Source organism: Streptomyces sp. NPDC088817, assembly GCF_044750345.1.
Classification (GTDB): Bacteria; Actinomycetota; Actinomycetes; order Streptomycetales; family Streptomycetaceae; genus Streptomyces.
On record NZ_JBIVJN010000005.1, the window covers coordinates 180,332 to 201,557 of the forward strand.

19 protein-coding genes and 2 pseudogenes are annotated in these 21,226 nt (G+C 72.4%); 5 read left to right on the top strand and 16 right to left on the bottom strand.

Going from position 1 to position 21,226, the window contains the following annotated elements; translation table 11 throughout:
• Window positions 1–35 precede the first annotated feature (35 nt).
• Window positions 36–686: a hypothetical protein gene (locus ACIP4X_RS11440; protein WP_358736898.1), complete on the top strand. Its 651-nt coding sequence runs from the start codon at window positions 36–38 to the stop codon at window positions 684–686.
• Window positions 687–769: 83 nt separating this feature from the next.
• Here ACIP4X_RS11440 and ACIP4X_RS11445 read toward each other — a convergent pair whose 3' ends face one another.
• Window positions 770–2,053 (bottom strand): adenylosuccinate synthase, encoded by a 1,284-nt coding sequence (locus tag ACIP4X_RS11445; RefSeq protein ID WP_391458674.1) that lies wholly within the window; start codon window positions 2,051–2,053, stop codon window positions 770–772.
• Window positions 2,054–2,250: 197 nt separating this feature from the next.
• Here ACIP4X_RS11445 and ACIP4X_RS11450 point away from each other — a divergent pair, with 197 nt between their 5' ends.
• A complete protein-coding gene (locus tag ACIP4X_RS11450; RefSeq protein WP_358736895.1) occupies window positions 2,251–3,114 on the top strand; it encodes a diacylglycerol kinase family protein in 864 nt (287 codons plus the stop codon).
• Between the two features lie 36 nt (window positions 3,115–3,150).
• Here the strand turns inward: ACIP4X_RS11450 and ACIP4X_RS11455 are convergent, their stop codons facing one another.
• Window positions 3,151–3,648, bottom strand: coding sequence for a GbsR/MarR family transcriptional regulator (locus ACIP4X_RS11455; RefSeq protein WP_401347902.1), 498 nt, complete (start codon window positions 3,646–3,648; stop codon window positions 3,151–3,153).
• 112 nt (window positions 3,649–3,760) lie between these two features.
• Between ACIP4X_RS11455 and ACIP4X_RS11460 the strand changes: the two genes are divergently transcribed.
• Both ACIP4X_RS11460 and ACIP4X_RS11465 read left to right on the top strand, forming a co-directional pair.
• Window positions 3,761–4,738 carry an ATP-binding cassette domain-containing protein gene (locus tag ACIP4X_RS11460; RefSeq protein WP_401347904.1) on the top strand — a complete coding sequence of 326 codons (978 nt, stop codon included), beginning with the start codon at window positions 3,761–3,763 and terminating at the stop codon, window positions 4,736–4,738.
• The gene (locus tag ACIP4X_RS11465) at window positions 4,735–6,348 is read left to right on the top strand and encodes an ABC transporter permease (RefSeq protein WP_391458667.1); all 1,614 of its coding nucleotides are present in this window, start codon (window positions 4,735–4,737) and stop codon (window positions 6,346–6,348) included. The genes ACIP4X_RS11460 and ACIP4X_RS11465 overlap by 4 nt, the downstream gene beginning before the upstream one ends.
• Window positions 6,349–6,383: 35 nt before the next feature.
• On the opposite strand, the gene ACIP4X_RS11470 is transcribed toward ACIP4X_RS11465, so the two are convergent.
• The 12 genes and pseudogenes from ACIP4X_RS11470 to ACIP4X_RS11525 all read right to left on the bottom strand — a co-directional run bounded on the left by ACIP4X_RS11470 (window position 6,384) and on the right by ACIP4X_RS11525 (window position 19,322).
• On the bottom strand, window positions 6,384–7,604 hold the full coding sequence (locus tag ACIP4X_RS11470; protein ID WP_358736887.1) for a cytochrome P450: 1,221 nt from the start codon (window positions 7,602–7,604) through the stop codon (window positions 6,384–6,386).
• Window positions 7,605–7,703: 99 nt separating this feature from the next.
• Complete coding sequence (locus ACIP4X_RS11475; protein ID WP_358736885.1) at window positions 7,704–8,378, bottom strand: response regulator transcription factor; 675 nt, start codon at window positions 8,376–8,378, stop codon at window positions 7,704–7,706.
• Window positions 8,375–9,742 (bottom strand): histidine kinase, encoded by a 1,368-nt coding sequence (locus ACIP4X_RS11480; protein ID WP_391458664.1) that lies wholly within the window; start codon window positions 9,740–9,742, stop codon window positions 8,375–8,377. Before ACIP4X_RS11480 ends, ACIP4X_RS11475 begins: the two co-directional genes overlap by 4 nt.
• A gap of 102 nt (window positions 9,743–9,844) precedes the next feature.
• Window positions 9,845–10,519, bottom strand: a complete 675-nt coding sequence (locus ACIP4X_RS11485; protein ID WP_391458662.1) for a response regulator — start codon at window positions 10,517–10,519, stop codon at window positions 9,845–9,847.
• Window positions 10,516–11,934 carry a sensor histidine kinase gene (locus tag ACIP4X_RS11490; RefSeq protein ID WP_358736955.1) on the bottom strand — a complete coding sequence of 473 codons (1,419 nt, stop codon included), beginning with the start codon at window positions 11,932–11,934 and terminating at the stop codon, window positions 10,516–10,518. Before ACIP4X_RS11490 ends, ACIP4X_RS11485 begins: the two co-directional genes overlap by 4 nt.
• Window positions 11,934–13,151, bottom strand: a complete 1,218-nt coding sequence (locus ACIP4X_RS11495) for an acyltransferase family protein (RefSeq protein ID WP_391458660.1) — start codon at window positions 13,149–13,151, stop codon at window positions 11,934–11,936. The genes ACIP4X_RS11490 and ACIP4X_RS11495 overlap by 1 nt, the downstream gene beginning before the upstream one ends.
• Window positions 13,144–14,118: an alpha/beta hydrolase gene (locus tag ACIP4X_RS11500; RefSeq protein ID WP_391458658.1), complete on the bottom strand. Its 975-nt coding sequence runs from the start codon at window positions 14,116–14,118 to the stop codon at window positions 13,144–13,146. Before ACIP4X_RS11500 ends, ACIP4X_RS11495 begins: the two co-directional genes overlap by 8 nt.
• A 715-nt stretch (window positions 14,119–14,833) precedes the next feature.
• The gene (locus ACIP4X_RS11505) at window positions 14,834–15,802 is read right to left on the bottom strand and encodes an alpha/beta hydrolase (protein ID WP_358736878.1); all 969 of its coding nucleotides are present in this window, start codon (window positions 15,800–15,802) and stop codon (window positions 14,834–14,836) included.
• Window positions 15,803–15,998: 196 nt separating this feature from the next.
• Window positions 15,999–17,198 carry a kynureninase gene (gene kynU, locus ACIP4X_RS11510; RefSeq protein WP_358736876.1) on the bottom strand — a complete coding sequence of 400 codons (1,200 nt, stop codon included), beginning with the start codon at window positions 17,196–17,198 and terminating at the stop codon, window positions 15,999–16,001.
• Window positions 17,191–18,048: a tryptophan 2,3-dioxygenase family protein gene (locus ACIP4X_RS11515; protein ID WP_358736874.1), complete on the bottom strand. Its 858-nt coding sequence runs from the start codon at window positions 18,046–18,048 to the stop codon at window positions 17,191–17,193. Before ACIP4X_RS11515 ends, kynU begins: the two co-directional genes overlap by 8 nt.
• Before the next feature lie 157 nt (window positions 18,049–18,205).
• A pseudogene (locus tag ACIP4X_RS11520) lies at window positions 18,206–18,375 on the bottom strand (IS30 family transposase); the annotation flags it as partial.
• 602 nt (window positions 18,376–18,977) lie between these two features.
• Window positions 18,978–19,322, bottom strand: a complete 345-nt coding sequence (locus ACIP4X_RS11525) for a MerR family transcriptional regulator (RefSeq protein WP_358736872.1) — start codon at window positions 19,320–19,322, stop codon at window positions 18,978–18,980.
• Window positions 19,323–20,035: 713 nt separating this feature from the next.
• On the opposite strand from ACIP4X_RS11525, the pseudogene ACIP4X_RS11530 reads away from it, so the two are divergent.
• Window positions 20,036–20,343: pseudogene (locus ACIP4X_RS11530) on the top strand (hypothetical protein).
• Window positions 20,344–20,472: 129 nt separating this feature from the next.
• Here the strand turns inward: ACIP4X_RS11530 and ACIP4X_RS11535 are convergent.
• Together ACIP4X_RS11535 and ACIP4X_RS11540 are read right to left on the bottom strand one after the other, a co-directional pair.
• Window positions 20,473–20,784 (bottom strand): SCO5918 family protein, encoded by a 312-nt coding sequence (locus tag ACIP4X_RS11535; protein ID WP_358736962.1) that lies wholly within the window; start codon window positions 20,782–20,784, stop codon window positions 20,473–20,475.
• Between the two features lie 61 nt (window positions 20,785–20,845).
• Complete coding sequence (locus tag ACIP4X_RS11540; RefSeq protein ID WP_358737047.1) at window positions 20,846–21,163, bottom strand: CBS domain-containing protein; 318 nt, start codon at window positions 21,161–21,163, stop codon at window positions 20,846–20,848.
• Window positions 21,164–21,226 lie beyond the last annotated feature (63 nt).

Here is a 21,226-nt window from a genome sequence, read left to right on the forward strand (position 1 = left end):
ACGCTGAACGTCCTGCCCTCCCCGAGGAGCCCTCTTTGGCCTGTGACCTGTGGCTGGTACCGCTCGTCGACGTCTTGTGCCACACCCCGGACAACCCGTTCGCCGAGGAACTCGCGCAGTACAACAAGGTGCTCGCCGAAAACGGGCTTCCACCGGTGCCGGTGTACCAGTACATGCCCGGCCTGTCCGGGGAGGTGGCGCCGGTGGCCGGCTTCGACTACGACGCCCTGCACTTCCTGCGCCGCGCCCACCTCCTCCAGGTCTGCGGCCTGCCGCTGACCCCGGTCGACGAACTGGGCGGCGACTACGAGCAGTTGCTGGAGATGTTCGAGTCGACGGCCCAGCAGTCCCACCTGGTCTGGCACTACGACCACGCGGGCGCCTACGTCCCGCTGGACTTCCCGCACCCGCTGTCCAACGAGGAACTCCTCGCCGCTGGCGGCCCGTTGGGCTCCTCACAGGCGCTCCTGCGCGAACTGGAGCTTGTTGCACCGTCGTTGGGCATCGATCCGGCCAACCCGCCCGCGGCCCCGCAACCGCCGTCCGCGCCCACGGAGCTGGAGCAGCCCGCGGCCCCCGCCCCCTACGATCCCAGCCCGTTCGCCCGCGAACGCCATGTATGGCTGGGCCTGCACGCGGCGGCCACGCGGAGCCTGGCCCAGGGCTCGATGATCGTCTTCAGCTGAGGCGGAGGCAGAGGCAGAGGCGGGACGGCCGGGCGGAATCACCGCACCGGCCGTCCCGTCGCTTCTCACCCAAGGGCGACGCGTCAGATGAACGAGTTGATCTCGATCGTCTCGTCGCGGCCCGGGCCCACGCCGATCGCGGAGATCGGGGCGCCGGACATGTCCTCCAGTGCCTTGACGTAGGCCTGGGCGTTCTTCGGGAGGTCGCCGAAGGTCTTGGCCTTCGTGATGTCCTCCTGCCAGCCGGGGAGGTACTCGTAGACGGGCTTCGCGTGGTGGAAGTCGGTCTGGGAGTAGGGGAGTTCCTCGACGCGCTCACCGTCGATCTCGTAGGCGACGCAGACCGGGATCTGCTCCCAGCCGGTGAGGACGTCGAGCTTGGTGAGGAAGAAGTCGGTCAGGCCGTTGACCCGGGTGGCGTAGCGGGCGATCACCGCGTCGAACCAGCCGCAGCGGCGGTCGCGGCCCGTCGTCACGCCCCGCTCGCCGCCGATCCGGCGCAGCGCCTCGCCGTCCTCGTCGAACAGCTCGGTCGGGAAGGGGCCGGAGCCGACGCGGGTGGTGTAGGCCTTGAGGATGCCGATGACGCGGCTGATCTTCGTCGGGCCGACGCCGGCGCCCGTGCAGGCACCGCCCGCGGTCGGGTTGGAGGAGGTGACGAAGGGGTACGTGCCGTGGTCGATGTCCAGCAGCGTGCCCTGGCCGCCCTCGAAGAGGACCACCTTGTTCTCGTCCAGCGCCTGGTTGAGGACCAGGACCGTGTCGGCGACGTACGGCTTGATCTGGTCGGCGTAGCCGAGCAGCTCCTCGACCACCTGGTCCACGGCGATCGCGCGCCGGTTGTAGAGCTTGGTGAGGATCTGGTTCTTGGCGTCGAGGGCCGCCTCCACCTTCTGGGTGAGGATCGACTCGTCGTACAGGTCCTGCACCCGGATGCCGACGCGGTTGATCTTGTCCGCGTAGGTCGGGCCGATGCCCCGGCCGGTCGTGCCGATCTTCCGCTTGCCGAGGAAGCGTTCCGTCACCTTGTCGACGGTGACGTTGTACGGCGTGATGACGTGGGCGTTGCCGCTGATCAGCAACTTGGACGTGTCGACGCCTCGCTCGTTCAGACCGCTCAGCTCGGAGAGCAGGACCGACGGGTCGACGACCACACCGTTGCCGATGACCGGCGTACAACCGGGCGAGAGGATTCCGGAAGGGAGGAGGTGCAGTGCATACTTCTGATCACCGACGACGACGGTGTGGCCGGCGTTGTTTCCGCCTTGGTATCGCACTACATAGTCCACCGAACCACCGAGCAGGTCGGTGGCCTTCCCCTTGCCCTCGTCACCCCACTGAGCACCGAGCAGCACAAGTGCGGGCACGCGCGTACACCCCTTCCGGGCGGGGCATGTCCAGGGTCAGGGGCGTACACGGAGGGTTCACCGCCGCGTGCACCGCGACCGTCGTCGGCCGCTCAACCGTCGGACCGGATGCCCCGGAATAGACGAAGCCCCTGGCGCAATAGCGCAAAGGGGCTCTTGCACCAAGATGCTACCCGAGGAAGCGAGGCAGGACCGAGGTGGCGACTTATCCGACGTCCGATCAGCTGCTGGTGGTCATCGACCCGGTCGCCCGGAGGACGGACGGTGAGTCCGTACGGATCGCGAAAGACGTGCTCAGCGCGGGTGCGGCCGCCAAGGTGTGCCTGCCGGACAGTCCGGAGGAGTTCACCCGCGCGCTGGCGCGGCGCGGCTCGCGGCGGCCGGTGGTGGTCGGTGACGACCGGGCGCTGCTGCGGGCGGTGTCCGCGCTGCACCGGCAGCGGGAGCTGGCCGGATGCGCCCTGTCGGTGGTTCCGGTCGGAGGCGCCCTGTCGCTGACCCGTTCGCTGGGGGTGCCGACCGGGCCTGTGGCGGCGGCGCGGGCGGTCCTCGAGGGCGCCGAACGGCGGCTGGACCTGCTCGTGGACGACAGCGACGGGGTGGTGCTGGGCACGCTGCGCATCCCGCCGGTCTCCGCGCGGCAGGCGGATCCGGTGGGGTCCGAGGCGGTCCCGCCGGGGGTGGCGCATCCCTGGCTGCGGACCTGCCAGTCCCTCGTGCGGACGCTGGTGACCCGCCCGCCGAGGGCCACGGCGGTCGCCGGGCCCGGCCCCTCCCGGCTGCGGGTGGAGGTCGACGGGGAGACGGTCGTGGACCTGGAGCAGCCGGTGGAGGCGGTCTCGGTCACGCCGGGCGGCGGCACGGGGAAGGCCGAGGTGGAGGTCCGGCGGCTCTCGGTCGGCGCGGAGGCCTCGCCACTGCTGGCCCACGGACGCACGGTGACCGTCTCAGGAGCCGGCTTCCGCTACCGCGCGGACACGGTGGTGTCGGGCCCGGTACGAACACGGACGTGGCGGGTCGTGGAAGGGGCATGGGGCCTGACACTGCCGGTGCCGGTGTGACACCGGTAGCCGGGGGTGGGGCGGCCGCTGGGCCGGTCAGCCGTGGGCGTTCTGCTCCTGGTAGTGGCGCCAGCGTTCCATCATTCCGGCCACGTCCTGCTCGATGAACTCGAAGAAGGCCAGTGTCTCGGCCAGCCGGCGTCCTGCCGGGGTCTCGACACCCAGGCTGGCCACGCCGTCCCGCAGGGCCCCCTCCCAGCGCTTGATGAGCGCGTCACGGCTGGTGAGCGCCTCGTACCACTGGTCGCTGCGGACCCGGTAGCGTTCCCGCCGCGAGCCGGGCTCCCGCTCGCGGGAGACCAGGTGCACCTGGGCGAGGTAGCGCACCGCGCCGGAGACGGCCGCGGGGCTGATCTTCAACTGGGCGCCGAGTTCGGCGGAGGTCAGGGCGCCGGCGTCGGAGGCGAGCAGCGCGCCGAAGACCCGGGCCGGCATGCGCGGCACGCCCGCCTCGACGAGCTGGGCCGCGAAGTGCTCGACGAACTGCGACACCACCTCGGGGTCCCGCTCCACCGCCGCTTCCCGTTCCGTCATCCCGGACCTCTCTCCCGCTCTCCCCGTTCGGACACCCACCTTCGAGTCTAACCTCGCCTTTATACGCTTCCTTAACTTCACAAATTTATGAAGTTCGCGTACGTTCCAAAGCATGACCAAGGCAAACTCCGCCATCGAGGTGTCCGGCCTCCGCAAGTCGTTCGGCGGCACGCGGGCACTGGACGGCCTCGACCTGAACGTCGCCGCAGGCGAGGTGCACGGCTTCCTCGGCCCCAACGGCGCCGGCAAGTCCACCACCATCCGGGTCCTGCTCGGCCTGCTGCGCGCCGACGCGGGCGCCACGCGGGTGCTGGGCCGCGACCCCTGGGCGGACGCGGTCGAGACGCACCGCCGGATCGCCTACGTGCCCGGCGACGTGACCCTGTGGCGCAACCTCTCCGGAGGCGAGGTCATCGACCTGTACGGCAGGCTGCGCGGAGGCCTCGACCGGCGGCGCCGGGACGAGCTGGTCGAACGGTTCGAGCTGGACCCGACCAAGAAGGGGCGGACGTACTCCAAGGGCAACCGGCAGAAGGTCGCCCTGGTCGCCGCCTTCGCCTCCGACGTCGACCTGCTGATCCTGGACGAGCCGACCTCGGGCCTCGACCCGCTGATGGAGGAGGTCTTCCAGCGGTGCGTGGCCGAGGAGCGCGACCGGGGCCGTACCGTCCTGCTCTCCTCCCACATCCTCAGCGAGGTCGAGGAGCTGTGCGACCGGGTCAGCATCATCCGCAACGGCCGCACCGTGGAGACCGGCTCCCTCGCCGACCTGCGCCACCTCACCCGCACCAGCGTCACCGCCGAACTGGCCGGACCGCCGAACGGGCTCTCCGAGCTCCCCGGCGTGCACGACCTCGACGTCCAGGGCCGCCGGGTCCGCCTCCAGGTGGACACCGACAAGCTGAACGAGGTGCTGCGCTCGCTGAGCGAGACGGGCGTGCGGTCGCTGACCTCGACCCCGCCGACGCTGGAGGAACTGTTCCTGCGGCACTACCAGGACGAGACCGAGACCGAGGCCGAGACCGGAGCCGGGGCCGGGGCCGAGGCGGGCTCCGGGACCGGCGCGGAAGCCGCGGAGGTGGCGCGATGACCGCCGCCGTCTCCACGCCCGCCGCCGTGCCCGCCGGCCGCTCCCGCAATTTGGCCGGCACCGGCGCCCTGCTGCGGTTCGCCCTGCGCCGCGACCGCGTGTTGATCCCGGTGTGGGTCGCGGTGAACACGCTGATGGTCCTGTCCATGCCGAACACGCTCAAGGGCCTCTACGCCACCCCCGCCGAACGCGCCGAGCTGGTGCGCCAGATGGCGACGAACGCCTCCCTGCGCGCCATGGTCGGCCCGGTCTTCGGCGACTCGCTGGGCGCGCTGACGGCCTGGCGGGCGGGGGTGTACGCCGGTGTCCTCGCCGCCGTGACGAGCCTGCTCGTCGTCGTCCGGCACACCCGGGACGAGGAGGAGAGCGGACGGCAGGAACTGGTGTCGTCCGGGATGGTGGGCCGCCGGGCACCGCTGACGGCGGCACTGCTGGCCGCGGCGGTCGCGAACGCGGTCCTGGCCCTGCTGATCACGGCCGGTCTCGCCGGGCAGGGCGCCGCCGGTGCCCTGGCCCTCGGGCTCGGGGTGGCGGGCGTGGGCATGGTCTTCGCCACGATGGCGGCGATCGTCGCCCAGCTCACGGAGAGCGCCCGGCTGGCCCGGGGCCTGACGTCCGCCGTCCTGGGCGCCGCCTTCGTGCTGCGGGCCGCGGGCGACTCGGGAACCGACGACGGTTCCTCCGTGCTGACCTGGCTGTCCCCGCTCGGCTGGCTGGAGGACCTGCGCGCCTTCGCCGCCGAACGCTGGTGGGTGCTGACGCTGTTCGCCGCGGCGGCCGCCCTCCAGGCGGGCATCGCCTACGAGCTCGCCGGACGCCGTGACATCGGCATGAGCTTCCTGCCCACCCGGCCGGGACCGGCCCGGGGCCGCCTCGCCACGGCGGGCGCGCTGGCCTGGCGGCTGCAACGCGGCAGCGTGCTCGGCTGGAGCATCGGCTTCTTCGTCGCCGGAGTCGTCTACGGCGGGATGGCGGACGGCGCGGCCCAGCTCGTCGGCGACAACGCCAAGGCGCGGGAGATCTTCCAGCGGATGGGCGGGCAGTCCGGCATGACGGACGCGTTCCTCGCCGCGATGGCCGGGATGCTGGGCCTGGTCGCCGCGCTCTACATCGTGGCGTCCGTGCTGCGCCTGAACGGCGAGGAGACCTCCGGCCGCGCCGAGCCGGTGCTGGCGGGCGCGGTGGGCCGGCTGCGCTGGGCCGCAGGGCACCTGCTGATCGCCTTCGGCGGCTCCGCCCTGCTCATGCTCCTGGCCGGAGCGGGCATCGCGGTCGGCCACGGCAAGCAGGTCGGTCCGGTGCTCGGCGCGTGCCTCGTGCAGGTGGCCGGGGTGTGGGTGATCGGCGGCATCGCCGTCCTGCTCTACGGCGTCCTGCCGCGGGGCGCCGTGGCCGCGTGGGGCGTGGCCGGGGCGGTCCTGCTGATCGGCTGGATCGGCCCCGCCCTGAACGTCCCCCAACTCGTCCTGGACCTCTCCCCCTTCGGCCACCTGCCCAAGCTGCCGGGCGGCCGGATGGAGTGGGCCCCGGTCGCCACCCTGCTCGCCCTCACGGCACTCCTGGTGACCGCAGGACTGGCAGGCCTGCGCAGACGGGACATCAGCGGCTGAGGGCGCGGCTCGGTCGGCACAGGGCACCCGCTGCCTCAGCCGACCGTCACGCTCAGCCCTTCCAGTCCCCGGATCACGAAGTTGGGCTTCCGCCGGGGCTCGGCGGTCGGGGTGAGGGTGGGGGCCCGGTCCAGGAGGGCGGCCATGGAGGCGGCCAGCTCGATGCGGGCCAGAGGGGCGCCGATGCAGTAGTGGATACCGGCGCTGAAGGAGATGTGGGGGTTGTCCCGGCGGCCGAGGTCCAGGCGCTCGGGGGCGGTGAACACCGCCGGGTCGTGGTTGGCCGAGCCGAAGAGCATGGCGATCTCCGCGCCCCTCGGGATCGTGGTGCCCGCTATCTCGATGTCGTCCAGCACCCAGCGCTCGAAGAGTTGGAGCGGCGTGTCGTAGCGCATCAGCTCCTCGATCGCGGACGGGATCAGGGAGTGGTCCGCACGCAGGGCCGCCAGCTGCTCCGGGTTGCGGAACAGCGCCCACCAGCCGTTGACCGTGGCGTTCACGGTCGCCTCGTGACCGGCGTTGAGGAGCAGCACGGCCGTGGAGATCATCTCCTGCTCGGTCAGCCGGTCGCCCTCGTCGTGCGCGGCGATCAGCCCCGAAATGAGGTCCTCCCCCGGCTCCTTGCGGCGCTCGGCGATCAGCTCCCGCAGGCAGTCGGAGAACTCGACCGACGCCCGTACCGCCTTCGCCGCCGTCTCCTCGGACGGGTTCAGCTCGTACATCCCGCAGATGTCCGCCGACCACGGCCGCAGCTGCGCCCGGTCGGACTCGGGGATGCCCAGCATCTCGGCGATCACGGCCACCGGCAGCGGTTCGGCCACGTCCGCCAGCAGGTCGCCACCGCCCGCCGCCACCAGCGCGGCGACCAGCTCGCCCGCCAGATCGTGCACATACGGCTTGAGCCGCTCCACCGTGCGCGGTGTGAACGCCTTCGACACCAGACGCCGGATCCGGGTGTGGTCCGGCGGCTCCAGGTCGAGCATCCCGTGGTCGTTGAGGACGTGGAACGGCTCGTGCTCCGGCGGGGGCGGCGTACGGCCGAAGTCCTCGTGCGTGAAGCGGTGCTGGTAGGTCCGGCCCAGCCGCCGGTCCCGCAGCAGCGCCGAGACGTCCGCGTGGTGCGGGACCAGCCACTGGTCGGTGTGCTCGTAGTGGAGCACGCGGCCCCGCGCGCGCAGCTCGGCGTAGGCCGGGTAGGGGTCGGCGAGGAACGCCGGGTCCCACGGGTCGAAGGCGAGGCCGGAAGCAGCGGACATGCCCGGACGTTAGCCCGGCCACCCCCGATCCGGCCAGGGGTGTCGGCCGCGGGCCCCGCGCGGCGCGCCCCCGGCCCCCAGGGCGGCCCGGGGGTCGGCTCACCCGGGTGTGACCAGTCTCGCCTCGTAGGCGAACACCGCCGCCTGGGTGCGGTCCCGCAGGCCCAGCTTGACCAGGACGCGGCTCACATGGGTCTTGACCGTCGACTCGGCGACCACCAGCCGCTCCGCTATCTCCCCGTTGGACAGCCCCTGTGCGATCAGCACCAGCACCTCCGTCTCCCGCTCGGTCAGCTCCCCGTACGCCGCCCGCGCGGTGGCCGCCAGCCGCGGGGGCTCGGTCAGCTTCGAGAACTCCGTGATCAGCCGTCTGGTGACCGAGGGGGCGAGCAGCGCCTCGCCGGCCGCGACCACCCGCACCCCGTCGGCGAGCTGCCGCGCCGAGGCGTCCTTGAGCAGGAACCCGGAGGCGCCGGCCCGCAGCGCCTGGTACACGTACTCGTCCAGGTCGAACGTGGTCAGCACCAGCACCTTCGCCGTGCCGTCCGCGGCGACGATCTCCCGGGTCGCCTCGATGCCGTTCAGTTCCGGCATGCGGATGTCCATCAGGACGACGTCCGGGGCGAGTTCGCGTACCCGCTCCACCGCGTCGCGGCCGTTGACGGCCTCGCCGACGACCTCGATGTCCGGCATCGCGTTCAGCAGGACGGAGAAGCCCTCGCGCACCATCATCTGGTCGTCCGCGACCAGCACCCGGATCGTGCCCGTTCTCATGCGCCGGCCTCGTCGTCGTGCGCGGCCTCGACCACCGCGGCGACCGGCAGGAACACCGCCACCTCGTATCCGCCGTCGCCGGCCCGGCCCGCCGTCATCTCGCCGCCGAGCATCGACACCCGCTCCCGCATGCCGGTGATGCCGTGCCCGGATCCCGGCGAGGGCTTGAGCAGGGACGTCCTGGGCGGCGGGCCGTTGACCACGCGCAGGGCCAGCCCGCCGAGGACGTAGCCGATCTCGACGCGGGCGCTCGCGCCGGGCGCGTGCCGCAGGGTGTTGCTCAGGGCCTCCTGGACGATCCGGTACGCCGACAGCTCGACGCCCTGCGGGAGTTCGCGCACCGCGCCCATCGTGGTCCTTTCCACCACCAGGCCGGCCTCCCGCACGTTCGCCAGCAGGGTGCCGAGGTCGGCGAGGGTGGGCTGCGGGGCGTCGGGGGCCTCGTAGTCCTCCGCGCGGACGACACCGAGGACGCGGCGCAGCTCGGTGAGGGCCGCCACCGCGTTCTCCCGGATCGTGGCGAAGGCCTTCTCCAGCTCCGGCGGCGGGTTCTCCACCCGGTAGGGGGCGGCCTCGGCCTGGATGGCGACGACGGACATGTGGTGGGCCACGACGTCGTGCAGCTCACGGGCGATCGTGGTGCGCTCCTCCAGCAGGGTCCGGCGGGAGCGCTCGTGCGCGGTCACGGTCTGCTGGGCGGTCACCTCCTGCTCGGCGTCGTTGCGTATGTGCCAGACGGTGACGGCGAGGAGGACGAGCGCGGAGAGGACCAGCAGGGGCGCGGAGTTGTTGCCGTAGGCGTAGCCGAACAGGGCGTCGGCGATCACGGCGTAGAACGCGGTGGCCGCCCACATCCATGCCGCCGTGCGCGGCCGGGTGCGTATCGCCACCACCGTGAGCACCGTCAGGTGCGTGATGTAACTGCCGGGCTGCCACGGCCAGTTCGCGTAGATACCGGCGAGCCATGACGAGAACGTGGCCGCCATCAGGGAGACCCAGAACGCTCCGACCGGGCGGGTCAGGGTGAGCAGCACCGGGGCGAGGGCCAGCAGGCCCGTCACCAGGGCCGCCCCACTGCCCTGGCCGCTCGCCCAGCCGACGAACAGCGCCAGCAGCCCGGCCGCCACCACCACGGCGTGCCGCCTCCAGGCAGCGTACGGACGCAGGCGGCGGGGCAGCCGCCGGATCAGCGGGCCGTCGACACCCACGGGCGGCAGCGGACGGTAGGCGAAGGCGTCGTGGAACAGGCCCTGCCGCAGCCCGCGCAGAGCGCTCTCGGCGAACTTGTACTCCGGGCTGCGCGGCTTGTACGGGCTGAAGGCGCCGTCCGGCGGCGTCGCTTGCGTCTGCGTCGTCTCGGTCACGCTGAAAACGGTAGGCGCAGGCAGCGGTCGCGGTCGTCCCCTTCGAGGGGGGTCCTTCGCGGTCCGTCTCAAGTACTACGGGTATCGCCCTGATGCCCGCGCTCAGTACCCGGAGGGGCGGACCAGTCCCGACTCGTAGGCGAACACCGCCGCCTGGGTGCGGTCCCTGAGGCCCAGTTTCACCAGAATGCGGCCCACGTGGGTCTTCACGGTCTGCTCGGCCACGACGAGGTGCCGGGCGATCTCCGCGTTGGACAGGCCCTGCGCGATCAGGGCGAGGACCTCCGTCTCGCGTTCGGTCAGTACGCCGACGCGGGACTTCAGCGGGGCGCGCGGCGCGTCCCTCAGCCGGGAGAACTCCGCGATCAGCCGGCGGGTGATCCCCGGTGCCAGCAGCGCGTCCCCGGCCGCGATCACCCGGACCGCCTCGGCGAGCTGGTCCGCGGAGGCGTCCTTGAGCAGGAAGCCGGACGCGCCGGCGCGCAGCGCCTCGTACACGTACTCGTCCAGGTCGAAGGTGGTGAGCACCAGGACCCTCACGTCCGGGGTGGCGGTCGTGATGCGGCGGGTGGCCTCGATGCCGCCGAGCTCGGGCATGCGGATGTCCATCAGGACGACGTCCGGGGAGACCTCGGCGGCCTTGGCGACGGCGTCCAGGCCGTCCACCGCCTGGCCCACCACCTCGATGTCCGGCTGGGTGTCGAGCAGCACGGTGAAACCCTGGCGCACCATCTGCTGGTCGTCGGCGATGAGGACGCGGATGCTGCCGCTCGTCATGGAGTGTCCTCTCCTGTCGGGGACGGTGAGCCGGGCGGTTCGACGTGCACGACGGGGGTGTCGGGCGAGTCGGTGTAGACGACGGGCAGGCGGAGCGGGCCGGTCCCGGTCACGGGCACGATGCCGTCGTGAGGGATGAAGGCCGTGACCGCGAAGCCGCCGTGCAGCGTCCTGGCGGCCGTGACGTGCCCGCCCAGCATGGTCGCCCGCTCGCGCATGCCGAGCAGGCCGTGCCCGGCGCCCGGGGAGGGCTGGACGGGCTGCCGGGGCCGGGAGTTGACCACGCTCAGGAACAGGCCGTCGGGCACGTGACCGACATCCACGCGGACCGTCGAGCCCGGGGCGTGCCGCAGGGCGTTGCTCAGGGCCTCCTGGACGATGCGGTACGCCGACAGTTCCACGGCCGGCGGATACGGCCGTTGCTCGGGCCGCGAGTCCTCGATGTCGACGGTGACCGCCAGACCGGCGGCGCGGGTGTTCTCGACGAGGGCGCCGAGGCGGTCGAGGGTGGGCTGCGGGGCGTCCGGGGCGGCCCTGGTGCCGGAGTCGCCGAGGCCGTAGGGGTCCTCGGGGTTCTCCGACCGCAGCACGCCGAGCACCCGGCGCAGTTCGCCGAGCGCCTCCAGCGCGTTCTGCCGGATGCCGTCGAGGTTCTCCTTCAGCTCCGGTGAAGGGTCCTGTGTGAGGTGCGGTGCCACCTGCGCCTGGATGGAGATCACCGACATGTGGTGGGCGACCACGTCGTGCAGCTCACGGGCGATGCGGCTGCGCTCCTCCAGGAGCGTGCGGCGGGCCCGCTCCTCCGCGGTGAGCGTGGTCTGCTGCACCAGTTCCGCGCGGGCCTCGCGGCGGCCGCGCAGGGCCGTGCCCAGCACCACGACGACCGCGAACAGCGCCAGCGCGAGAACACCGGTGGGATCGTAGTTCGTCGCGCCCCACACGCCCTGGAGGACGTAGGTGACCAGCGCGGTCAGGGCCAGCGCCTCCACGGCGACGCGGGTGCGCACCCGCAGGGCGAGCAGCAGCAGGACGAACAGGTGGGCGATGATCCCGGTCGCGGTCCAGGGCCAGGTGAAGCCGTGCAGATCGCCGGCGAGCAGCCGGCCGTGCAACGCCACCGCCCCCAGCACCATGGCCGCCGTCGACAGCCACCACGCCGGGATGGGCCGCCACAGGGCGAGCGCCATCGCACCGGCCTGGCCGAGCGCGACGAGGAAGGAGTACCCGAAGGCCAGCCGCGCGCCGCTCCAGAGCTGGGACGCGGCGCCCAGCAGCACCACGAACGCGACCAGCCACACGACGCCGTGCGGAAGCCAGCGCAGCCAGACGGACGGGGGCAGCGGATCCGGCCGTGCGGTCCACAGGTCGTCGCGCAGCACCCGCAGCCCACGCCTGACGCGGCTTTCCCATCGCATCACGCACCCACTTTAGGGTCCGGTGCGGGGGAGGTCCCGGGGCGATGTGCCCGGACCACCCGGGAACGGCGCCGGCCACCGCCCTGCTCACAGGTGCGGAAAGCGGCCCAGCAGACGGCCAGGGCGAGGGCGAAGACCGGGAGCCAGGCCAGCCGGGCCGCCACCCAGCCGGGGCCGTCGGGGAGCGTGTGCAGGCCCGGGAGGCGGCCGGCGAGGAGGCCCACGGCGGTGGTCGCCATCAGGGCCGTCTGGTGCCACAGGAAGATCGTCATCGCGAAGAGGTTGACCAGCGCCACCGCCGCCCAGGCGAGCGGCCGGGACATCGCGCGGCGCAGCCGCTCGCGCAGCAGCAGGGCCAGGCCGCACTGGGCCAGGCCGAAGGTGACGGCCGCCAGTGTCGGCGGGTTGAGGTTGGATACCGCCGCCCCCGGTACGCCGACCATCGACGCCGGGTAGCCCGCCCAGGCGACGAGGGCCGCGGTCACCGTCGCACCGCAGATGAGCAGCGTCCAGCCCGCGCGGCGGCGGTCCAGCTCACCGCGGGTCCAGGCCGCGCCCAGGGTGTACGGCACGAGCCAGCCGGCCGGCAGGTTCAGCCAGCCGATCCAGGAGGGGGCGCCGAGGCCGAAGCGGAGGAGGTCCACGTGCAGGACGACGGCCAGGGGCCACAGGGGACTGAGCCGGGTGAGCAGGGGGGTCGCCGCCGTCAGTACCGCGAAGACCAGGAGGAACCACAGGGGGGACAGGGCCAGCTTCACGAGGGTGCGGACCGTGTCGAGGTCCGCACCGGTCAGGAGAAGGGCGACGGCGGTGACCGTCCACAGGGCCAGTACGGCCGCGACCGGCCCGAACAGCCGGGACAGGCGGGCACGGAGCCACTGCCGGTAGCCGGTGCCGCGGGCGCGGGCCGAGAGGTGGCCGCGGGTGGCGACGTGCCCGCCGACGAGGAAGAACACGGCGAGCGTCTGGAACGCCCAGGAGACCGGGACCAGGGCGGGCATGTAGTGCAGGGGGCTCACGGTGTGCAGGGTGGGGCGGGGCTGGGTGCGGGTGTCCGCGACCAGGGCCGTGACCAGCCAGTGCCCCAGGACCACACCGAGGATGGCGAAGGCCCGCAGGGCGTCCACCGCCCGGTCCCGGTGCGGCGGGGTCCGGACGTGGACGCGGTGCGCGGAGGCTCGTATGCGGGTGAGCGCTGTGGGGAGGCGGTCAGTCACCTTGCACCTCGTTCGTGGCGCCCAGGACGATCCGGGCCAGGTTCGTGAGGGACGGGGAGCCGGGGGTGAAGTAGGAGCTGTGGCCGCCGCTTCCGGCCGTGAACCTGCGGGCGCCGAAGGCGGGGTCCATGGGGTCGGCGCCCAGGCCGACGGTCGTGCCGAAGAGGTCGGCGCGGACGTGCGGCACGTTCGCCACCCAGTCGTCGTCGCCGCGGGCCGCCCAGACGCGGGCCCGGGTGCGCAGCGCGGGCACGGAGTCCGCGCCGGTGCCGGGGCTGCCGATGAGGGCGATGTCGTCCACGTCCAGGCCGGACGCGGCGCGCCCGCACACGACCGAACCGTAGGAGTGGCACACCAGGGTGATGTGCGGCGCCCCGCCCGCCACGGCCCGCAGGTCGCGTATCAGCTCCCTGAGGCCCGGGGCCGCCTGCTCGGCGCGGCCCGTGGTGAGCACCGTGGCGCTGACCGTGCCCGGCGTCTCATAGCCGAGCCAGGCGACCACCGCCGGGCGTGCACCGGTCACGGCCTCGCGGCCGAGCTCCTGGTACAGGGCGAACGCGCCCCTGCGGAAGCGGTCGTAGGTGTCCAGGGAAGTGTCGGAGCCCGGGACGAGGACCGCCGTGCGGTCGGCGTGCGCCAGGTCGCCGAACACCTCCGCCACGCGGCCGGAGCCGCGGCCGTCGAAGGAGAGCAGACGGCGGGAGGGCGACGCCAGCGCGCGGTCCACGGCCGCGCGGCGCACGTCGCCGTGCGCCGCGGCCATGTCGGCGGCGCGGCCCGCGTCGGCGCGGTTCGCCCCGTAGGCCGCGTCGAGGGTGGTCGTGGTCAGGGGCGCGAGAGTCGCCGGGTCGGGCGCGGGAATCCGGGGCCGGGCGGCGGCCGACAGAGGCACCACGAGGGCGCAGGTGACGAGAAGGGCAAGCAGAGCCCGACGCGATCCACCTGCCCAGGTCCCGGCACCGGGCATCGCGCCCGAGTCGGCACTCGGGCCGTTTCCCGGGCCGGCCCCCGGACGGGCACTCAGGCCCACGCCCGAACCGACACTCGAACCCGGCCCCGGACCGACACTCGGGCCTACTCCCAGACCCACGCCCGAACCGGCACCCGGACCCGGCCGCGGACCGACACTCGGGCCTACTCCCAGACCCACGCCCGAACCGACACTCGAACCCGGCCCCGGACCGACACTCGGGCCTACTCCCAGACCCACGCCCGGACCGGCACCCGGACCCGGCCGCGGGCCGGCACCCGGACCGTTTCCCGGACCGGCACTCGATCCCACTCCCGCACCGACACTCGGACCGGCCGCCAGGCCGACCCCCGGACCCGCTCCCCGGCCGGCGTTCGAGCACGCAGCCGGGCCGGCGCTCGGAGTCGCTCCCGAGGCAGCGTTCGGTCGCGCGCCCGGAGCGGTATCCGGCAACCCGGTCTCTGAGCCCCCGCCCAGCCTCGCGGCCGCACCGAGGCTCGCGCCCCCGTCCCGGCTTGTTGCCGTGTCTTGTGTCTCCCGTTCGTGCCCCACGGCTCATCCCCTCCGGCCTTGTCCGGCCGGTGAGCCGGGCTGGGAGGGAAATTACGGAGCCGGAGTCGTAGCTCGCGTCATGCCAGGGAGGTGTTCGCGGCCGTAGCTCTCAGGTACTACGGGTACGACCGGGTCAGCACGGCAGGGACCGGGGCCGAAGTCACCACGCGAGCTGGGCGATCTCCTCCGCCACCACCGCGCACGCGTCGGCCGCCGGGTCGATCAGGGGGAAGTGGCCGACCTCCTCCAGGAGGGTCAGGCCCACCACCTCGCCCGCCTTCGCCGCGGCCTCGGTGTAGGACTCCGCGACCGCCTGCGGCACGACCACGTCCTCGCGGCCCTGGACGACGGTCGTGGCGATGCCGGTCGGCAGCAGCAGAGCCGGGTCGGCGTAGGGCTGCCGCTCCACGAACCCCTCTTCTCCGCCGAGGAGTTGACGGGCCGCCCCACCGCACACGTCCAGCTTCTCGGCGACCGCGAAGTCGGCGATGGGGGCAAGCGCGACCACGCCCCGCAGCGGCGCGGGACGGTCCGTGCGCCAGAGCGCGTCCGCGGGCAGGACGTGCCGGGCCGCCGCCCACAGGGCCAGGTGACCGCCGGCCGAATGGCCGGTGAGCACCGTACGGCGTATGTCGGCCCGCGGGAGCGCCTCCCGGGCCAGGCCGGGCAGCGCGTCGAGCGCCGCCGCCACGTCGTCGAAGGTGTCCGGCCAGCGGCCCGCGACCGGGTCCTCGCCCGGTCCGACCGGGGTGGCGCTGCCGCGCCGGTACTCGACGCAGGCCACGGCGAAGCCCCGGCGGGCGAGGAAGTCCGCGAACGGGGTGATGTGGCGACGGTCGTACGGGGCCCGCCAGGCGCCGCCGTGCAGCACCACCACGAGCGGGGAGGGCCCCGCGGAATCCGCCGCGCCGCGCGGGCGGTAGAAGTCGACGACCTGGTCGGGGTGGTCGCCGTAGGCGGCCGTACCGTCGGGTGCGACGGGCGCGTGCGAGAAGACCGACTCCTCCTCCGCTGCGGCGCGCGCGGCCGCGTCACGGCCGCCGGAGTTCCCCGGTTCCGCGGCGGTGGGGTTTCCGCCCGCTCGCTCGGACCCGAGCGTTCGGGGGAGGGGGGCGTCGGCTTCCGGCATGCTCCAACCTCTCAGCGGTGAAACGGTTTTGGGGGTCCGGGAAAGAAATCAACCGGCCGTTGGCCGGGACGGTATCAGGCGGGTGACGTGCGCCGACATGGGGATGTCACGCTGGGTGAGGCCAAACGGTTCTGCCGCACGATCCGGGACCGTGCGGCAGAAGACCATCATTCCGGTACGGCCGTACCCAGGCGCGTCAGCCGGCCAGTTCCTCCGCCAGCGCCCGCGCCGCCCGCTCCACGTCCGCGAACCCGACGTAGAGCGGGGTGAAGCCGAAGCGCAGGACGTCGGGGTGCCGGAAGTCGCCGACCACCCCGCGCCCGATCAGCCGCCGCATCACGTCCCCGGCGTCCGGGCAGCGCAGGGCCACCTGGCTGCCGCGCTCCTCGTGGGCCGGCGGGGTCAGCACCTCCACGCGTCCGGCGGGGACGTACGCGTCGACGCACTCCAGGAAGAAGTCCGTCAGTGCGAGCGACTTGGCGCGCACCGCCTCGATCGGCACCCCGTCCCAGACGTCCAGCGCCGCCTCCAGGGCGAGCAGGGAGAGGATGTCCGGGGTGCCGACCCGGCCGCGCAGCGCGCCCTCCGCCGGTTCGTAGCCGGACCGCATGCCGAAGGGCTCGGCGTGCGAGTTCCAGCCGGGCAGCGGGGTGTCGAAGCGGTCCTGCACATCGCCGCGGACGTACAGGAAGGCCGGTGAACCCGGGCCGCCGTTCAGGTACTTGTAGGTGCAGCCGACCGCCAGGCGCACCCCGTGCTCGTCCAGCCCCACCGGCAGGGCGCCCGCGCTGTGGCACAGGTCCCAGACGGCGTACGCGCCCGCCGCGTGCACCGCGGCGGTCAGGGACGGCAGGTCGTGCAGCCGGCCGGTGCGGTAGTCGACGTGGTTCAGCAGGACCGCGGCGGTGCGCCCGCCCAGCGCGCCGGGCACCTCGGCCGACGTCACCGGGCGCAGCGCGCAGCCCGTCATCCGGGCCGCCGACTGCGCGATGTACCCGTCCGTGGGGAACGTCGTCGCGTCGACCAGGATCTCGTCCCGCTCGCCGTCACCGGCCTCCCGGGCCATCCGGACCGCAGCCACCAGCGCCTTGAACACGTTCACGCTGGTCGAGTCGCCCACCACGATCTGGCCCGGCGCGGCCCCGACCAGCGGGGCGATCCGGTCGCCGACCCGCTCGGGCGCGGTCCACCAGCCGCCCTCCGTCCAGGAACGGATCCGCAGTTCGCCCCACTGGCGGCGTACGACGTCGCCGATGTGGTCCGGGACGTTCGCCGGGAGCGCGCCCAGCGAGTTGCCGTCGAGGTAGACGCCGTCGTCGAGGACGAACCGGTCGCGCAGCCCGGCGAGTTCGTCGGCGGCGTCCAGCTTCTCGGCTCGGAGGGTCGGCTCAGACATGGGACCTCGCCGTCCACAGCTCGGGGAAGACGTTCTTCCGGGCCCGCTTCTCCAGCCAGGCCACCCCGGCGGAGCCGCCCGTGCCGGCCTTGGCGCCCATCGCGCGGCGGGTGGCCACGAGGTGGTCGTTGCGCCAGCGCCAGACCAGTTCGGCGACGTCGGTCAACGCCTCGCCGAGCCGGGCGAGTTCGTCGTCCTGGTCACCGGAGTAGAGCGCCGTCCAGACGGCCTCGACCTCCTCGCTGGGCTCGTAGCGCAGTGACACATCGCGGCTGAGCACGGCGTCCGGGACCGCGTGTCCGCGGCGGCCGAGCAGCCGCAGCACCTCGTCGTACAGGCTCGGCTCGTGCAGCGCCTTCTCCAGTTCCGCGTGGACGCGGGGGGCGCCGCGGTGCGGGACGAGCATCGAGGCGGACTTGTCGCCGAGCAGGAACTCCATGCGGCGGTACATCGCGGACTGGAATCCGGAACCCTCGCCGAGGGCGCCGCGGTAGCTGTTGAACTGGGCCGGAGTGAGTGCGGCGAGCGGCTTCCAGGAGGCGTTCAGCGCCTGGAGCTCCCGTACGGACCTCTTCAGCGCGGCGACCGCCGTCGGTACGTCGTCCGAGCGCAGGGCGCGGGCCGCGGTCTCCCACTCGTGGACGATGACGGTGAACCACAGCTCCATCACCTGGGTGGTGACCAGGAAGACCATCTCTCCGGGGTCGTCGGAGAGGGTGTGCTGGAGGTGGGTGAGCACGTCCGCCTTGACGTAGTCCTCGTACGGCGTCGTGCCCGCGAAGTCGAGATGCGGGGTCTCGGGCTCAGAGGCCTCAGCGGGCTGAGGAGTCGGGTGAGCCGGTTGGGACATCGCTGTCTCCTGTAGTACTCCGGGTAGCGGTCCGCCCCTGCCGATGCCGGCACGGGGGCCCCGGTCCCCATCCGCATCCTGCGCATCACGTGCACAGATCGCAAGGCCCGCCCGGTCGGGCGCTTTCGGGGGTCGTCACAACACGTGGTCGTGTTGATCAGGCCGCGAGCAGTTTATGCAGGCGCTCGGCTGGGGTTTCCCAGCCGAGCGTTTTGCGTGGGCGGCCGTTGAGTTCGGCGGCGACGGCGTCCAGGTGCTCGCGGGTGTGGGCGGACAGTCGGTGCCCTTGGGGAAGTACTGCCGCAGCAGGCCGTTGACGCTTCTATGTCAAGCGGCGAGCTGATGCCGGGTGATGCGGTGCTTCCAGGAAGCTCAAACCTCAGGTCAGGCACACCGCGATGAGCCCCGGCAGGATTCGAACTGCGACCCCGCTTCGCACTGGAACAGCTCCCACAACCCGTCCGGCACCATCCGCTCGACCGACTCGCTCGACATGCAAACGGCATGCCACCCCCGAACTGGACCAGACAACAAACAAGTACCAGGCCGCTGACCTGGAGTTTCTCTCTGGGCGGGTGACGAGAATCGGACTCGCGCTCTCAGCTTGGGAGGCGACGGCGCTTGGACGGTCGCATGGCTGCTGAGCTGCGACGATGGGGTGCGCCTGCGCCGTTGCGCAGGCTCGTTGGGATTGCTGGTGTCCCTGGTTGTCCGCTCTTGTGGGCACGCTGTGGGTAGGCCGCCCAAGAACGCCAGCCGAAGCGCTCGCGGGAACGGGCTCTGCGCTTGGCCGCCGCGGTCTCCGCCGACAGCCCGGGGAGCCCTGGCAAGTGCACAGCCCTTCCGGCGGACTGCGCCCTCCTGCCACGCGAACGACTGTAGCGCTCGCTCGGTACTCCGGCGTTCCGGATACGGCCGCGCCCGCGTGATCAGCCGGAGCCGGAACTGCCCGTCGACTCGCTGGAGGCACGGCGGTGCTCGGCGTTGATGCGCTGCGCTTCCTCGAGCTGGTCCTCGAGGATGACGATGCGGCACGCAGCCTCGATCGGAGTCCCCTTGTCGACGAGCTCGCGGGCGCGGGCCGCGATCCGCAGTTGGTAGCGGGAGTACCGGCGATGTCCCCCTTCCGAGCGGAGCGGAGTGATCAGGCGAGCCTCACCGATGGCTCGGAGGAAGGCCGCGGTGGTGCCGAGCATCTCGGCTGCCCGGCCCATGGTGTACGCGGGGTAGTCGTCGTCGTCCAGACGATCATTCAGGGGGTTGTCCGATGTCATGTCACCTCGCTGTGCAACGCGTCGAGGGGCCCTGGTGCCGTACGGCACCAGGGCCCCGAAGGAAATTGAACACCATCCGTCGGCCCTACTGCTCTGCCGACCTTCTGTTTCCGCTACCCGGCCCTGCAGGGCGGAGCGGGGGATCGCAGCTGCGTGACCGGGGACCACCATCCAATCCGGGGTCTTGCGGTACCCGGACCGAGCGCTTCTCGGGCCGGGCGATCCTGATGGCGTCTGCTCCTCCGTTCCTCTCGTACCAACCACTGAATCAACCGGTACTGCTGCCGGCAGCTCCTCTACGTACGAGCCGCCCAGTGCGGCTCTCAGCTCCGTCACCGTTCTGGGAACGCTTTGGCTTCGAGGCTCGAGAGCCGCACTGACCTGCGTACTTCGTATTCCACCACTCGCCAGTTCGTGTCTGGCGGGTCTCGTTCGACCATGTCTACGAGAAGAAGCGTACCCACATCAGGAACGAAAATCTACTCCTGCAAAAGTACCTTTCACCCTTCTGGCGGAGGAAGAAGCCTGCCGCGTCGGACCTCCCGGGTTGGCTGAAGCCGTCTCCTGCCGAGTACGCAGCCGCTTCAGTCCCGCGGAAGGTTCCTGATACGGGTGGGCCGAACAAGCTCTGCTGTCATGTCGGCCCCTGAACGAACCCTGATGAACTGCTCGTCGCCATCTCCGCCGCGGTGGAGTCCGCGCGAAGCAATCAGATGTCGCTGACCGTGGTCGTCGGCGGTGCCGTCAACCGGCCGGCCGGCTCCCGAGGCCGTGTGGAGGGAGCGGGTGGCGGAGGCCCTGAAGGACTCGGACCGTCTCGGCCCGTTCTCGGACGTCTTCGCCCGCGGTCCGCGAGGGAACCGGCCCGGTGCGCGGCGAGGCGCCCACGCATCCGCACTTTCATCTCGCCCGGATCCTGCAGGGCAGTCTCGGGATCCCGGAGACGGGCGGCATGTACCGAGTCGCGATCAAGGACGTCAGCGTATGGACCGTGGGAGATCTCATCCACTTCGACCGGTGAGACGCAATCTCCGCCCCGTTGCCCGCCGCCGGCGGTTTCCGAGCGGACGGCGACACAGCGGTGGGGGCCCTGCCGACGCGCGTCGGCAGGGCCCCCACCGGGATCCCGAGGGCGGTCCCCCGCCCGTCCTCACACGGCCACAGGGCCGGTGCCGCCGGACGCGGTTCGGAGGAGAGTGGGTCCACCCACACCCACGGGCGCGGCCTCGGGGCGGTCGTGGCAGGTGAAGCCGAGGCGCGTCATGGCCCGCATGACCTCACCGGCGGTGAAGTCACGCGGGTCCTGTCGCGTGATGACCTGGCCCACCTGCTTGACGGGGTAGCGGCGGCGGCCGATGGTCACGGACGCACTCGTGACGAGCTCGGGCCTGACGCCCTTCATCGAGGCCAGCACCCCGGTCCTGGTCAGGTCGAACGGGTATCGGGCGATGACACAGCGCATGATGCCTCACAGGGGAGAAGTCGCGAGAGAAGGGGAACGGGCCGCCCCCGGGTGAGACGGATCAGCACGCGAGGGCGGGTACGCCCGGAACCGGGCCGTACTCACCGACGCCGGAGCGGCCGCCGGGCGAGGGCAGTGGTCCGTCGAGGATGTCCCGCAGACGGATCCGGTCCGTGTACGCGGAACTGTCGCGGAGAACGGCGAGCCGGACCAGGGTGATCAAACCAGTGCTCTGGTCGTCGCCGTCGCACACGGTCAGGTACTCGACCCGGGCACCCGCCATGACGGCCAGGGCCACCTCGACGGTCATGTCGTCACATACCCGAGGCCCGTGCCCTTCGATGTCACCGACCGCGGTCACGGGAGCGGGGTTCGGCATACGGTACGGCGTCCACGCCGGCGTCAAGGGTGTCTCCTTCGGTGAGGGATGGTCGGCCTGGTG

Excerpts from the sequence above, each read along its gene's own strand:
- ACIP4X_RS11455 (WP_401347902.1), bottom strand. The coding sequence starts at position 3,648 with ATGACGGAACGGGAAGCGGCGGTGGAGCGGGACCCCGAGGTGGTGTCG.
- ACIP4X_RS11460 (WP_401347904.1), top strand. The coding sequence starts at position 3,761 with ATGACCAAGGCAAACTCCGCCATCGAGGTGTCCGGCCTCCGCAAGTCG.
- ACIP4X_RS11465 (WP_391458667.1), top strand. The coding sequence starts at position 4,735 with ATGACCGCCGCCGTCTCCACGCCCGCCGCCGTGCCCGCCGGCCGCTCC.
- ACIP4X_RS11470 (WP_358736887.1), bottom strand. The coding sequence starts at position 7,604 with ATGTCCGCTGCTTCCGGCCTCGCCTTCGACCCGTGGGACCCGGCGTTC.
- ACIP4X_RS11475 (WP_358736885.1), bottom strand. The coding sequence starts at position 8,378 with ATGAGAACGGGCACGATCCGGGTGCTGGTCGCGGACGACCAGATGATG.
- ACIP4X_RS11485 (WP_391458662.1), bottom strand. The coding sequence starts at position 10,519 with ATGACGAGCGGCAGCATCCGCGTCCTCATCGCCGACGACCAGCAGATG.
- ACIP4X_RS11490 (WP_358736955.1), bottom strand. The coding sequence starts at position 11,934 with ATGCGATGGGAAAGCCGCGTCAGGCGTGGGCTGCGGGTGCTGCGCGAC.
- ACIP4X_RS11500 (WP_391458658.1), bottom strand. The coding sequence starts at position 14,118 with ATGCCCGGTGCCGGGACCTGGGCAGGTGGATCGCGTCGGGCTCTGCTT.
- ACIP4X_RS11505 (WP_358736878.1), bottom strand. The coding sequence starts at position 15,802 with ATGCCGGAAGCCGACGCCCCCCTCCCCCGAACGCTCGGGTCCGAGCGA.
- kynU (WP_358736876.1), bottom strand. The coding sequence starts at position 17,198 with ATGTCTGAGCCGACCCTCCGAGCCGAGAAGCTGGACGCCGCCGACGAA.
- ACIP4X_RS11515 (WP_358736874.1), bottom strand. The coding sequence starts at position 18,048 with ATGTCCCAACCGGCTCACCCGACTCCTCAGCCCGCTGAGGCCTCTGAG.
- ACIP4X_RS11525 (WP_358736872.1), bottom strand. The coding sequence starts at position 19,322 with ATGACATCGGACAACCCCCTGAATGATCGTCTGGACGACGACGACTAC.
- ACIP4X_RS11535 (WP_358736962.1), bottom strand. The coding sequence starts at position 20,784 with ATGCGCTGTGTCATCGCCCGATACCCGTTCGACCTGACCAGGACCGGG.
- ACIP4X_RS11540 (WP_358737047.1), bottom strand. The coding sequence starts at position 21,163 with ATGCCGAACCCCGCTCCCGTGACCGCGGTCGGTGACATCGAAGGGCAC.